Source organism: Carboxylicivirga sediminis (assembly GCF_018156225.1).
Classification (GTDB): Bacteria; Bacteroidota; Bacteroidia; order Bacteroidales; family Marinilabiliaceae; genus Carboxylicivirga; species Carboxylicivirga sediminis.
Genome location: NZ_JAGTAR010000031.1, coordinates 38,202 through 52,199, shown reverse-complemented (window position 1 = coordinate 52,199; position 13,998 = coordinate 38,202). Strand labels below are relative to the sequence as shown.

Below are 13,998 nucleotides of genomic sequence, written 5' to 3'. Positions count from 1 at the left end.
AAATGAAAAAACTATTGCTCTTTATGGCCCATCCAACCAATGATATGGATGACGACTTAACGGTTTTGGGCAAATTAGGTTTGATGCATATTTCTCCGTTTCAACCAGCAAAAGATGACTCGATTGAACGATTAAACAAACGCATCGAGCAACTGGAGAAGGCCATTGAGGTGCTGGATGAATATGAAGGCGCAGAACCTTCTGATTCGGTTGGGATAATTGATTATGCCAAAGAAGAAAGAGGTGAGATTGCCTTATTGGAGAAAGTGCTGGAAACTAATCGGGCTAATAGAGAACTTCAAAAGCAGATTGCTGAACTTTCGCAAGTACAACAGTGGTATAGTAGTTGGGGAAATATCTCACTGGATGATATTCAATCCATCAACAGTAAAGGTATTTACCTGAAATTGTATGAGGTGCCTGAAAGGGATGTGAAAAGTGTTCAGGCTAAGGCAAGTGTACAAGTCGTTGGGCAGGCAAAAGGGCTCTGTCAGGTAGTGCTTATTGCTGAAGACAAGGAAGCTACTTTAAACTATCATCAAATAGAATTCCCTGGTGTATCAAAGCAGGAAGTTGACGAGGCATTTGCAAAGAATACAGAGGAACTGGCAACTGGCCAGCAACTCTTGTTGCAGTTAGCAACTCAAAAGGATTTATTAATAGATGCTTTGGAGGAACGTAACTGCCGATTAAAAGTGCGTACCGTTCAATATGGAGGGGTAGCTTTCCATGGTAAAGTGCGTTGCTGGGAAGGATATGTGCCCGTTGATAAGGTTAACGCTGTGACCGATGCAGCTGATGAAAACGGCTGGGGTTATATGGTGAGCGATCCTCGTCATGATGAGTTTGATCTGGTACCTACTTTGCTTAAGAATCCAAAGTGGACCGATAAGATTAAGCCGGTTATGAACTTTATGGGCTTAGTGCCTGGTTATGATGAGATTGATGTATCACATGTATTTCTGATTTTCTTCACCTTCTTTACAGGTATATTGGTTGGAGATGCTGGCTATGGTATCATCTTTTTTGTATTGACCCTTTTGGCTCACTGGAAATCAGGCTTTGTTAAAAAGATTGAGTTTGGCTTGTTTTACACTCTGTCTGTATCGGTTATGATATGGGGAGTGCTTACCGGAACATATTTTGGGGCTGAAACCCTTGCTAATATTCCGTTCTTAAAGCAATTGCAGGTTGAGCAGTTGGCTAGTTTTGGTGGAGATAACCTCCGGATTCAGCAGTTTATGTTCCTGATTGGGGCTGTACACTTAACCATTGGTCATATCCAAAAGGGGTGGAAATACATCAACTCTATATTGGTAATTGCCCAGCTAGGTTGGGTGGCCATTGTATGGGGGCTCTACTTCTTGGTAAATAAAATGGTGCTAGGTATAGAGGCACCTGAATTTATGCCATGGTTATTTATTGGGGGAGGTGTATTAGTTGCGCTGTTCTCCAGTCCGAGCCAGCCAATAGTAAAAGGCATATTATCATCTTTGGGTAATTTGCCTTTGAACGTCATTAACGGTTTTTCTGATGTAATTTCATACATTCGTTTATACGCAGTAGGTTTGTCAACGGTGTTGATGGCAAGTAGTTTTAACGACATGGCCATCGGCGAAGGTATCACCACTATTGCTTCCGGAGTAGGTGCCGTATTGGTACTAATATTGGGACATGCTTTAAATATGACATTGGCAGCAATGGCTGTGTTGGTACATGGTGTCCGTTTGAATATGCTGGAATATGCCGGACACGCGAGTGTAGAATTCTCAGGCAGTGAATACAATCCATTTAAAATAAAAAAGTAAGTAAAATCTAATAAAATTATATACAATGACATTATTAACAACAGTAGTAAACGGTTTTGGCGGACACGCTATCGCTTTAGGAATCGCTGGAGTTGGTTCAGCAATAGGAACAGGAATTGCAGCTATGGGTGCTATGGGACTATGGAAGCAATCCATTAAAGACAAAAAGAAGTTACCTGCGCTGGCACTGGCCATGGTAGGCATGCCTTTAAGTCAGGTGATCTATGGTATGATCTTCATGAATGCATTGATTGGTGCTAATCTGAATCCTGATAGCTATATGAACCAGATGGTTTTTGCCTTGTTTGTAGGTATTGCCATTGCTGCATCGGCTATTATGCAGGGCCGTGCAGGTGCTGCCGCTTGTTCTAACCTGGCAGTAGATGATAAGCAAGGTGCAGGTATGTACATTGCTGCAATGGGTGTTATTGAAACAGTAGCTCTTTTGGCAATGGTATTTGGTATGGGAGCTATTCCAAGTGCATAATGCTTGCTTCTGTTAAGAATGACAGAATAATATTTAAAAGAGTTGGCTATCTTTGCCAGCTCTTTTTTATTTGAAACGAATGGGGTTTAAGTCATTGATACTACACTGACTTTAGCCATCCGACTAGAAACTAACTACATGAATTTAACCGGTCAGTGGCATTTTTTTGAGCAGTTTGAGGCAGGGTTTGATATGGGTTATGCCATTTTGAAGCAAAATGGTGAACAGATAACTGGTACCCTGGTGTACCGCGAGTATATTTATGAGGAGGGTTCTTTTCTTATTGCTATCCGTGTAGAGGGAGAGGTAATTGAAGACAGGCTGATGCTGCGGGGGCAGTCATATGAAATCATTGAAGCACCGTTTGCCATTGAATATTGTTTGGACGATCGTATTGCAGAGCTGACAAATCCTCATAAGATTGAAGGGCATAGTGTGGATGATCAAAACCTTGAAGGGCGCTTTATTCTGAGGCGTGTCAATGCTTATCAGGCATAACTATTTTATTACATGATTCTTGTCTTTAGGTTTCCTATTGTTGATTAACGCACTAAAATTGTTGACTAAACAATGGTTTGCTTTGATTAAAAGCTGAACTATCTTTTTATATTTCTCGTATACTATTATAGCGTGGTTTCTTATTGTGTTGAGCTAATGTATTTCATATTCGACAGCACAAGTTGCTTTTCCGAAAAGGTTCGGTAATGAGTTTTCCTACGGCAGCAAGTGCCGGTGCCGCATGTAGCTTACCTTATCGTTTAAATTGTGTGTTATGAAACGGATTTTGTTACTGACCGATTTTTCTGACACTGCCAGGAATGCTGCCATGTATGCGCTTAAGATGTTTGAAAATGAGAAGGTGTATTTTGATCTTCTTAATGCCTACGATCTCGAGTTTAGCGGTAGTCCGTATATCATGCAGGTAAAGGAGGAATTGGCTGAAGAAAGCCTTAAAGGCCTGAAGAATGAACTGTCCCTTTTACATCGACGTTTTCCAAATGCCCGGGTGGAATTAGCCTCTCGCTTTGGTTCACTGTTAGATGTTGTCCAGAATGAAATTACAGAATTTAAACCAGAGTTGATTGTGATGGGCTGCAGGGGAGAAACAGCTCTGGAGAACTTCCTCTTAGGCAGTAATGCTTATGAAGTGGTGAAGAACATTAATGCCGCCATTTTGGTTGTGCCTAAGCATGCCAAGTTTAAAAAGCCTGATAAAATTGTATTCGCTACAGATTTGAAAGATCTGAAAGTGGATGAAGTAGTTGAACCATTGCGCGATTTATCACATCATTTCCATGCTGATTTGATGTTTGTAAATGTGATGGAAGATGATTACGTTAATCGCCTGGAGGCAGAAAATAAAATTGCATCGCACTTCGAGGGGCTTAATTTGTCATTTAACTTCATTGAGGGCGAAGATGTAAGTAATGGCATCCTGAAGTTTATGGATGATAATGATGCTGATATTGTTACACTTGTGCGTCATAATGAATCATTTTTTGAGCGTTTATTCCATCCAAGTGTTACTAAGAAGATGGTATTGCATCCTGAACATCCCATGTTAATCCTTCATGACGAGGCATAAAAAAAGAGGCCAATTGGCCTCTTTTTTATTATATATTCAAGTTCAGATTACTTCGAAACTCTTTCTAACCATTTCAGCATAAATAGCATGGTGAGCATTGAAAGAACACATGCAATTACAAATACAGTCCATGTAATCCATAAAGGTACACCTGCATATAGTAATCCACCAATTAATAATAGCTGGTTACCTAGACCGGTTGCACCAAGCCACAATCCTTGCATCAGTCCTTGGTATTTAGGAGGAGCTACCTTCGATACGAAAGAGATTCCAAGAGGACTAATGAATAACTCGGCAATTGTTAGAATTAAATAAGTGATAACAAGCAACCAGGCAGAAACTTTCATAGATTCAGGTAGTCCACCCATTTCCTTAACTTCGTTAAGCATTGGAAGGTTTAGAGAACTTACAGCCATTAAAACGAATGCAAGAGCAGTAATAAACATACCAATTGCAATCTTTTTTGGAGTTGACGGTTCTATGCCTTTTTTTCTAAGGAATCCAAAAATACCTACCACAACAGGAGTAAGGAATACAACGAAGAATGGGTTCATAGACTGGAAGAACTCTACAGATATTTCGTAACCTAATAGACTTAGGTGTGTGTAATCTCTTGCAAAGAATGTAAGAGTTAAACCATTCTGGTGGAATGAGAACCAGAAGAAAATAACTACCCCAAATACCGCAAGAAGAGCGTAGATGCGCTGCTTAACCTCTTTAGCATCCATTTCAGCCATCTTTGTATCATAGCCTCCATCAGTAGACTTAGCTTGAAGTGCTGGATTCGGGAAGTTGTTTTTATTCTTAAGGTAAATTACTAGTGAAATAAGCATTGCAAAAATTGCTACACCAAATGCATAATGGAAACCTTCATTAAATACGTTAAGGTATTCATTGCAAAATGCAGTATAATCTGTAATAGGAGTTGAGCTTACTGAATTGGCAACTTCATGAAATCTTTGAGTAGCAGATTCGCTGATTGTTCCATTCAAGTGTTGGTGACACAATTCAGGAAGTGTAGCATTGTAAGTGAATCCTGAACGACCAAGCCACCAGCTTCTAACGGCAGGAGCAATCATTGGAGCAAAGATGGCGCCGATGTTAATAAAAGCGTAGAAAATTGAAAAGCCTGAATCTCTCATCTTTCCATATTCTTCGTTATCATACATCTGTCCAACAAGAGCCTGAAGATTACCCTTAAACAAACCATTACCGAAAGCGATAACAAAAAGAGCTAAGCAAGTTAAGGTTAGTGAAAACGGAACACTGGCCACCGGGGTATTTGAAGGAATTGCCATCAGAAAATAGCCAACAGCCATCATTAATAAACCTGCAAGAATGGTGCGTTTGTAATTTTTGGTTTTGTCAGCAATTATACCACCTACAATGGCGAGGAAGTAAATTGAAGAATAAAAAGTGGCGTAAATAGTACCAGAAATTTGCTCGTTCAAACCGAACTTAGCCTGAATAAATAGCACTAATATCGCCATCATGGTATAGAAGCCGAAACGTTCTCCCATATTTGCTAGTGCGGCAGGAATGAGTCCTTTAGGATGTCCTTTAAACATATCTATTTAATTTATAATTAGTTGTTAAATCAAAGCGAAGCAAATATATATTTTTTTGCAGCACTTACAAATCGTAAGTGTCATGCTTTGCAGCAGTCTTTATGTAAGGTTATGATGGTTAGTTACGTACGTCATCAATAATAATTTAATTTGTTGCCGATAGAGTGCGCCAAGGTATCGTAATTGTGGTTCCTCTTGCGCACGGACTATTGTTGAGTTATAGGGTTCTCGTAAATATTTGTAAATTTGATAACACCCACTTTTAGTAGTTTAGATTATGAAGATATTTCCCGTTGCCCAGGTATCCAGCATCGACCAATACACCATACAAAATGAGCCAATTGCTTCCATTGATTTAATGGAGCGTGCAGCTTCGGCCTTTTACCGTCGTTTTACGGCATTGTACCCGCACGGCGATGTGAGTGTGTTGGCAGGTCCGGGAAATAATGGGGGAGATGCATTAGCTGTGGCTCGTATGCTCTTGCAGGATGGTAGGGATGTTGAAGTATTTATGCTGACCAGTGAAGATAAGCTAAGTCAGGATGCGCAGCTAAACTACCAACGACTGCAGCGTATTAAAAAGTGCACCGTCACTTTGCAATCGGAGGAGCAGTTGACAGCCATTGGTACTGAAAATACGATTATTGACGGACTTTTTGGTTCTGGTTTAAATCGTCCTTTGGAAGGCTTGGCTCAAAAGCTGGTTGCTTATATTAATAATACCAATGTACAGGTGGTCAGCATCGATATACCTTCAGGCTTGTTTGGTGAAGATAATGCGGGGAATGATCCGGAAGCTATTATTATGGCGGATTACACCATTAGCTTTCAATTTCCTAAACTGGCGTTTCTATTGGCCGAAAATGAAGCTTTTGTTGGTGAATGGGTGGTGGAAGAAATTGGCTTACATCCTCAGATTATTAAAGAAACCAGTTCTGACTATTGTTATTCAGACAGGCAGTTAATCAGGCAGCTATTGAAGCAACCAGGCAGGTTTAGCCATAAAGGAGATATGGGGCATGCATTATTGTTGGCTGGCAGTTATGGCAAAATGGGAGCAGCTGTACTGGCATCCAAAGCATGCCTGAAGGCAGGAGTTGGGCTATTGACAACACATGTGCCCCGTTTAGGGTATGGAATTATACAAACAGCGGTGCCTGAAGCAATGGCTAGTATCGATCGATCGGATATTCTACTATCTGAATTTCCTGATATAAATGGGTTCGATGCGGTTGGGGTTGGTCCGGGTATTGGTACAAAACCTAATACAATAACTGCCATGAGAGAGTTGTTGCAGGCGCTTAATGGCAAACCAATTGTGATGGATGCCGATGCATTAAATATACTATCGCAGGATGAGTCGATGTGGGAGTTGATGCCGGATAATGCCATTATTACGCCACATCCTGGTGAGTTCGACCGTTTGGCCGGGCCAAGTTATTCAGCTTTTGAGCGTTTGCAGAAAGCCCAACAGTTTGCCATTGATATGCAAGTGGTAATAGTGCTGAAAGGAGCCTTCACAGCGGTAATCAATGTAGATGGGCATTGCTATTTCAACTCCAGTGGTAATTATGGTATGGCAACTGCCGGAAGTGGTGATGCACTTACTGGTATTTTACTGGCATTGTTGGCGCAGGGTTATTCCGTTTTGGAGGCGGCCCGTCTGGGAGTTTATTTGCATGGTCTGGCCGCCGATTTGTTGTTGCAGCAGATGGCCGAAGAAGCCATTGTTGCTTCCGATATTATTTCAAAAATTGGTGCTGCGTTTCAGTCTTTAAGGCGATAATTATCATCTTGGCTTTTAATTTTTTTCGTTTACCTTTGATGTCCTTGTACTTTTAATGTAAAAGTAACGTTCAATTAAATAATTGTTTTGAAAGCTATTGGTGTGAAAATTGTAGCTCTCAAGACCTTTATTAATCAGAAATAGTGAGAATGATGAAGAAATTATTTCTTTCAATAGGTATTGTTGCGGCACTTACCTCGTGTGCTGTTGAACAGACAATTCCATCAAAAGTGAATGTGCAGGATGTGGCAACTATGACCAATGCCACCAGTGATGCCTTGCTTTATAGCCTGCCCGTTACTGTTGTACGTGTTAATGTTGAGGTGGAAAAGACTATCAGCCGTGTAGGGCCTTTTTATCGTTACTCTCAAAAAATGCTTAACATCAGCGATGTGGTAACACAGGATAAAGAAGAGTGGAAAATAAAATCCATTAATATCGAAACATATGGTAAACCTGACCCGGCAAAGCAGTATGCCATTTCATTTTCAGGTGATAATGCTGCACCTTATCTGAACCTGACACCATCAGGTGTATTGGCCGGGATCAACACTGATGCACTGGTGCTTGATGATTACCTGAAGGAGTTTACCAATGAATATGTGCCATCGCTTAAGGATGTTAATTTTAATGAGGTGGGCATGATTGAAAAACAAATGGTTAAAACATCAACTGCTGCCATGGCCGAAGAAACGGCCAATTATATTTATAAAATACGTAAGCGCAGGTTTAAGATATTAGCCAGCGATTATGAGCAATTACCTCCCGACGGCCAATCATACGAAGTCATGGTGCGTGAGCTTAATGCACTTGAAAAAGAGCACATGGAGCTGTTCATTGGCAAAACTGAGTCATTTATTTTTACCAAGTCCTTTGATATTATACCTGATAAGATGAGTGCCAATAACGATGTGTTATTTCGTTTTTCAGCGGTTAATGGTATCGTTGACAAAATGGATGTGAGCGGCGCTCCGGTGTATATTGAGCTGGAAGCTATTGATAGCCCTGACCTGCCGGATAATGTGGTGATCAGTAATAAAAATCAGGAAGTGCGTAACGGCCTGTTCTACTGCAAGCCTGGCAAGGTTAAAATTAAGGTAATTGATAAAAATGTGCTGGTAAAAGAGCAGGAGCTTTATCTTGGGCAATATGGACAGGTGGTATCCATGCCTGCCAATGTGCTTGAAAAAGCTGATGTGAGCATTCGCATCAACCCCGCAACCGGAGCACTACAAAGTGTAGATAAAAAGTAATAACATTAAAATAATCCCTTTTATAAACAATAAGTTATGAACGACGAAATAGCTAAATTATCTCCCCAGGGGCTATGGGAAAATTTCTATAAACTAACACAAATACCACGTCCTTCAAAAAAAGAAGGTAAAGCCATTGACTTTATTGAAGAATTTGGAAAATCGCTTGGTTTTACCACTATCCGTGATGAGGTAGGTAATGTAATTATTCGTAAGCCAGCCACACCTGGTTATGAAGATAGAATGGGCGTTATTCTGCAGAGTCATATCGATATGGTGCCACAGAAGAATAGTGATAAAGTGCACAACTTCGAAACCGATCCTATTGAAACATATATCGAGGATGGCTGGGTGACAGCCAATGGTACTACATTGGGGGCTGATAATGGCATTGGTGTGGCAGCTGCAATGGCTGTGCTGCAGGCAACAGATTTGGAGCACGGACCGGTTGAGGCATTGATTACCATGGATGAAGAAGCTGGTATGACTGGTGCTAACGGACTAAAGTCGGGATTGCTTGAAGGCGATATCCTTTTGAATATGGACTCAGAAGACGAAGGTGAATTGTACGTAGGTTGTGCCGGTGGTTCAGATGCCAACATCAAATTTAACTATACTGAGTCTGAGGTACCTGCTGATTCTGTAGCTTTCCGAATGGCTATTACTGGCCTGAAAGGCGGTCACTCAGGTCTTGATATCAATATCGGACGTGGTAATGCCAATATCCTGATGTTCCGCTTCATTAAGTATGCTGTAGCTAATTTAGATGCACGTCTGGCTTCAATCGATGGTGGTAGCTTGCGTAATGCTATCCCACGCGAGGCTTTTGCAGTGATTACTGTGCCTGCCGAAAATGCAGATGACTTTGTTGAAAGCCTGGAGGAATTTGAAGATATGTATAAGGCCGAGTTTGGCAACGTAGAGCCAAACTTGTCATTTACTGCCGAAAAATCAGACTTGCCGGCTACTTTGATAGATGAGCTCACACAAGATGACCTGATTAATGGCGTTATCGCGGCGCCTAATGGCGTTATGCGCATGAGCACCGATATGGAAGGTCTGGTTGAAACATCAACGAATCTGGCAATCGTAAAATCAGCCAATGGCGTTATTGATGTTAAATGTTTGATGAGAAGCTCGGTGAATACCGCTATTGAAGAGCTGGAGTCGAAAATGGAGAGTGTTTTCCGTTTGGCTGGTGCCGAGGTATCTTTCGGTGGTCAGTACCCTGGTTGGAAACCCAATATGGATTCACCAATCCTGAAAACCATGCAGGAAGTGTATAATAATAAATGGGGAAAAGTGCCGGAAATAAAGGCTATCCATGCCGGACTAGAGTGTGGTATCTTGGGTAGTGCCTATCCGCACTGGGACATGATTTCGTTCGGACCAACCATTCGTTATCCTCACTCACCTGATGAGAAGGTGAATATTGAGACCGTTTCTTTGTTCTGGGATTACCTGGTGGAAACCCTCAAAAATGTACCGGTTAAAAAGTAATTAATAAATCTATAGGAATAGCTGCAATATAAGTTGTGGCTATTCTTTTTTGTTCGTATAACTAACTATAATCAAAATGACAGAAGCTATAAAGAGCAGTTTACGCGACTCTAAAACGGCAAGGTGGGTCGTGCTTATTTTAGTATCGTTGGCGATGCTAACAGCCTATCTTTTTATGGAGATTTTATCTCCTCTTAAGACAATGGTTCAAAATGCCTACGGTTGGGATAACTCTCAATGGGGAATTGTAACCGGGGCTCAGGGCTACCTCAATGTATTTGCCGGGATGTTAATTCTTGGTGGTATTATTTTGGATAAAATGGGTATCCGTTTTACCGCTATCACCTCAGGTATTGTAATGTTGGGCGGTGCTGCTCTTAAATATTATGCATTTATTGCCGAACCAGGTGGAGACATTTTAGGTATACCATCGCAAGTTTTTCTGGCTGCGTCAGGTTTCGCTATCTTCTGTGTAGGAGCTGAAACAGCAGGAATTACTGTTTCTAAAATATTAGTTAAGTGGTTTAAAGGTAAGGAGCTGGCATTATCAATGGGGCTTGAAATGGCTTCGGCCCGTCTGGGTTCTGCTTTGGCACTATTTGGCTCTCCTCGTATTGCTGCAGCCATGGATATTCCAACACCTATTATGTTTGCAGCTATCCTGTTGCTGGTTGGCTTAATTCTTTTCTTAGTTTATGCTATGATGGATGCTAAGTATGATAAGGAAGGTGAAGCTGTAGCATCAGAGTCGGATTCATCAGATGACTTTAAAATTTCAGATATCGGGCATATCATCAAAAACCCTGGTTTCTGGTACATCGCATTGTTATGTTTATTGTTTTACTCTGCTGTATTCCCATTCTACAAATACGGGCCCGATTTAATGGTTAATAAGTACGGCGTTGATCCAGCTAAAGCTGGTGACATTCCTGGATGGTTGCCGATTGGAACAATGCTGTTAACGCCTGTTTTCGGAACCTTGTACGACCGTAAAGGAAAAGGGGCATCTATCATGATTCTTGGCGCCATTCTTCTGATTGTTGTGCATTTAATTTACTGGACACCATCCTTAGATACAGTTGGATTTGCTTACCTGGCGGTAATCGTTCTGGGTATTGGTTTTTCATTGGTGCCTTCGGCAATGTGGCCTTCAGTACCAAAAATTGTTGAAGATCGTTACCTGGGAACCTCTTATGCTTTAATCTTCTTTATTCAGAATATTGGATTGATGGGAATTCCTATCCTTGTGGGTAAAGTACTGGATATTATGAATCCGGGCGTATCGGATAAATTGGATGCCGCTCGTGAAAGTCTTAAAGCACAAGGTTTGAGTGCCTCAGAGGTGGGTGATAAAATTACCGAAATGCGAATTGCCGGTGATTTACCAAACTATGACTATACTAACACCTGGTTGATTTTTGTAGGTCTGACAATCGCCGCATTATTCCTGGCAATAATGCTTAAACGTCAGGATAAGAAGAGTGGTTACGGTCTTGAAAAACCAAATATGGCGTAGTTTTTTAAATGCCTTAAATGATATAGAAACAGCTGCCTTTGGTGGCTGTTTTTTTTTAGTCCAATTCCAGAAGCTCATTCTAATATCCAAAGAACCCAATGTAAGGACCAACAAGCCTTTTGTAACAGTTTAGGAAGGGATGGTAAGACATAAGAAGCTCTAATTGCGCAAGCGGAAGGGGGTATAGCGCTGACCAGAGATAGAAGTTATGCGACCGGAAGCCCTGCTTACGCGACCGGAAGGGGTATATTACCGACCGGAGATAGAAGTTACGCGACCGGAAGCCCTGCTTACGTGACCGGAAGGGGTATGTTACCGACCGGAGAGGGAAATTACGTGACCGTAAGCTCTGCTTGCGCGACGGGAAGGGGTATAGTATCGACCGGAGATGTTTATGGACAAAAAAAGGCCAATCTTTCGAAAGGCCTCTTTGAAGTATTTTGACTATCAATCGTTACATGAAAATAAACTTCATGATGAATAACACAGCCAGAATGTAACTGATGATTGAAATATCCTTGAATTTACCGGTCAGTAATTTCAAAATCACATACGAGAGGATACCAAATACAATACCTTCGGCAATAGAGAAGGTTAGTGGCATCATCACTAATGTGAAGAACGCAGGAATAGATTCAGTAAAGTCATCTAAATCCAGATTCTGAATAGGTGTCATCATCATTACACCTACCAACACCAATGCAGGTGCAGTTGCAGCTGCCGGAATCATCAGGAATAATGGCGACAGGAACAATGCGAAAATAAATAATACAGCCGTTGTTAACGCTGTTAAGCCGGTGCGTCCACCTTCGGCAACACCTGCTGCAGACTCCACATATGTTGTAACCGTTGAAGTACCTAAGGCAGCTCCTACGGTAGTACCAATAGAGTCAGCCATCAGTGCCTGCTTCACATTTGGTATGCGGCCGTCTTCATTAATCATTTTTGCTTTGGTCGACACACCGATTAAGGTACCTACCGTATCAAACATATCCACAAAAAGGAAAGTGAAAAGTACAGTAATCATGGTGAAGATGCCTTCCGGGTTATTCAGCCAGCTCCAGTCAAACTGCCAGGCAATTGAAGAGATAGAAGGTACTGAGAAATCGAAGTGTGGCAACTGAGTTACGCCTAATGGTAAGCCAACTACTGTGGTAGCTACCATGCCAATTAACAGGGCTCCTTTTACCTTTAGTGCCAGCAATACGCCAGTAATAACAATGCCGCCCAATGCCAGTAATACAGCACCACTCTTCATATCACCTAAGTGAACAAAGGTGGCGTCGTGTGCAACAATGATACCCGCATTTTTCATACCAATAAAAGCAATGAATAAACCAATACCTACCGAAATGGCGTTTTTGATACTGCCAGGAATCGCATTGATAATTAACTCACGTATATTGAATACGGTCATTAAAATAAACAGGATACCTTCGAGGAATACAGCTGTTAATGCAAATTGCCACGACATGCCCATACCAATGCATACACCAAAGGCGAAGAAAGCGTTCAGGCCCATGCCTGGAGCCAGGGCAAATGGTAATTTAGCCCACAGTGCCATAACTAAGGTGCCAATGGCAGCCGAAATTGCTGTGGCGGTAAATAAGGCACCTTTATCCATGCCTGTAGCCGAAAGAATATCGGGGTTAACAGCCAGGATGTAGGCCATTGTCATAAACGTAGTGATACCGGCAACGATCTCTGTTTTGACAGTGGTTTTATTTTCTGATAGTTTGAAGAATTTCTCTAACATGATATTGTTGTATTAATTAGAATGTCCACTTAACAGCCAGGGTAGGGTTAACCTGAAATCCGTCTTCAACAAAGTTGTTGCTCATCTCGATCTCGCCACCAAATGAGAAGTTTTTACAGGTATTATACCAGATTTGTGGTTCAGTAAGGAATCTGAATTTCTTATCGCCGAAATAGGTGTCTTCTCTCCAAAAATCAGCAAAGCCCATCAAGGATAGTTTTCCTTCCATTAGTTGAACAATCCACACAGCAGTTAATTGGAAGCTCATTAGGTTCTCGGTAGAAAAATCATCGTTGATTTTACCATCTTTAATATGCTTGGCATTAGCTTGAAGTGTAAGTATTCTGCTAAAGTCGGCGTTGTTAAATGTGTACTGGCCACCCACTAGCCACGCATTGTTGATAGGACCAAACCATGCACCTCCACTATTAAACTCAACGCGAGGTTCGAATTTTTGCGTATCTTTCCACTTAAAGCTACGGGCAATCTCCCAATAACCTAATGAAATGCCATTTTCAGTGCCACGAATATCATCGTTGCTGTAATCCATATCAACAAAGAAAAAGGTACTACCATACTTGTCTGGTTTAAACATTTCCAGTGTGGTTGTAATCATTTTTCTTTCCTTACCAAAGTCATAGTGAACTTGCAGGTTTTGAGCTTTTACAACAGCTCCAAATGCCATAGCGGCCATCAATGAAAATAGAATTCTTTTCATAAGTGATGTGTAATTAATAGT

11 protein-coding genes are annotated in these 13,998 nt (G+C 41.3%); 8 read left to right on the top strand and 3 right to left on the bottom strand.

From position 1 onward, the window contains the following. Window positions 1-2 precede the first annotated feature (2 nt). The 4 genes from KDU71_RS17725 to KDU71_RS17710 all read left to right on the top strand — a co-directional run bounded on the left by KDU71_RS17725 (window position 3) and on the right by KDU71_RS17710 (window position 3,880). Complete coding sequence (locus KDU71_RS17725; protein ID WP_212192436.1) at window positions 3-1,808, top strand: V-type ATP synthase subunit I; 1,806 nt, start codon at window positions 3-5, stop codon at window positions 1,806-1,808. Between the two features lie 25 nt (window positions 1,809-1,833). After that, entirely contained in the window at window positions 1,834-2,295 is a 462-nt protein-coding gene (locus tag KDU71_RS17720) for a hypothetical protein (RefSeq protein ID WP_212192435.1), read from the top strand. Window positions 2,296-2,433: 138 nt separating this feature from the next. Beyond that, the gene (locus KDU71_RS17715) at window positions 2,434-2,793 is read left to right on the top strand and encodes a hypothetical protein (RefSeq protein ID WP_212192434.1); all 360 of its coding nucleotides are present in this window, start codon (window positions 2,434-2,436) and stop codon (window positions 2,791-2,793) included. A 274-nt stretch (window positions 2,794-3,067) separates the two neighbouring features. Next, window positions 3,068-3,880 carry a universal stress protein gene (locus KDU71_RS17710; RefSeq protein ID WP_212192433.1) on the top strand — a complete coding sequence of 271 codons (813 nt, stop codon included), beginning with the start codon at window positions 3,068-3,070 and terminating at the stop codon, window positions 3,878-3,880. Window positions 3,881-3,927: 47 nt separating this feature from the next. Here the strand turns inward: KDU71_RS17710 and KDU71_RS17705 are convergent, their stop codons facing one another. After that, window positions 3,928-5,448, bottom strand: a complete 1,521-nt coding sequence (locus tag KDU71_RS17705; RefSeq protein ID WP_212192432.1) for a peptide MFS transporter — start codon at window positions 5,446-5,448, stop codon at window positions 3,928-3,930. Window positions 5,449-5,725: 277 nt separating this feature from the next. On the opposite strand from KDU71_RS17705, the gene KDU71_RS17700 reads away from it, so the two are divergent. From KDU71_RS17700 to KDU71_RS17685, 4 genes are all read left to right on the top strand, one after another. Further along, window positions 5,726-7,234 carry an NAD(P)H-hydrate dehydratase gene (locus KDU71_RS17700; RefSeq protein WP_212192431.1) on the top strand — a complete coding sequence of 503 codons (1,509 nt, stop codon included), beginning with the start codon at window positions 5,726-5,728 and terminating at the stop codon, window positions 7,232-7,234. A 149-nt stretch (window positions 7,235-7,383) separates the two neighbouring features. Continuing rightward, window positions 7,384-8,487 carry a DUF4831 family protein gene (locus tag KDU71_RS17695; RefSeq protein ID WP_212192430.1) on the top strand — a complete coding sequence of 368 codons (1,104 nt, stop codon included), beginning with the start codon at window positions 7,384-7,386 and terminating at the stop codon, window positions 8,485-8,487. 36 nt (window positions 8,488-8,523) lie between these two features. Further along, window positions 8,524-9,987, top strand: a complete 1,464-nt coding sequence (locus KDU71_RS17690) for an aminoacyl-histidine dipeptidase (RefSeq protein WP_212192429.1) — start codon at window positions 8,524-8,526, stop codon at window positions 9,985-9,987. A gap of 76 nt (window positions 9,988-10,063) precedes the next feature. Next, window positions 10,064-11,503 (top strand): MFS transporter, encoded by a 1,440-nt coding sequence (locus KDU71_RS17685; protein ID WP_212192428.1) that lies wholly within the window; start codon window positions 10,064-10,066, stop codon window positions 11,501-11,503. 454 nt (window positions 11,504-11,957) lie between these two features. Here KDU71_RS17685 and KDU71_RS17680 read toward each other — a convergent pair whose 3' ends face one another. Together KDU71_RS17680 and KDU71_RS17675 are read right to left on the bottom strand one after the other, a co-directional pair. Then, the gene (locus KDU71_RS17680; RefSeq protein ID WP_212192427.1) at window positions 11,958-13,259 is read right to left on the bottom strand and encodes an NCS2 family permease; all 1,302 of its coding nucleotides are present in this window, start codon (window positions 13,257-13,259) and stop codon (window positions 11,958-11,960) included. Between the two features lie 16 nt (window positions 13,260-13,275). Next, entirely contained in the window at window positions 13,276-13,977 is a 702-nt protein-coding gene (locus tag KDU71_RS17675; protein WP_212192426.1) for a DUF5020 family protein, read from the bottom strand. Window positions 13,978-13,998 lie beyond the last annotated feature (21 nt).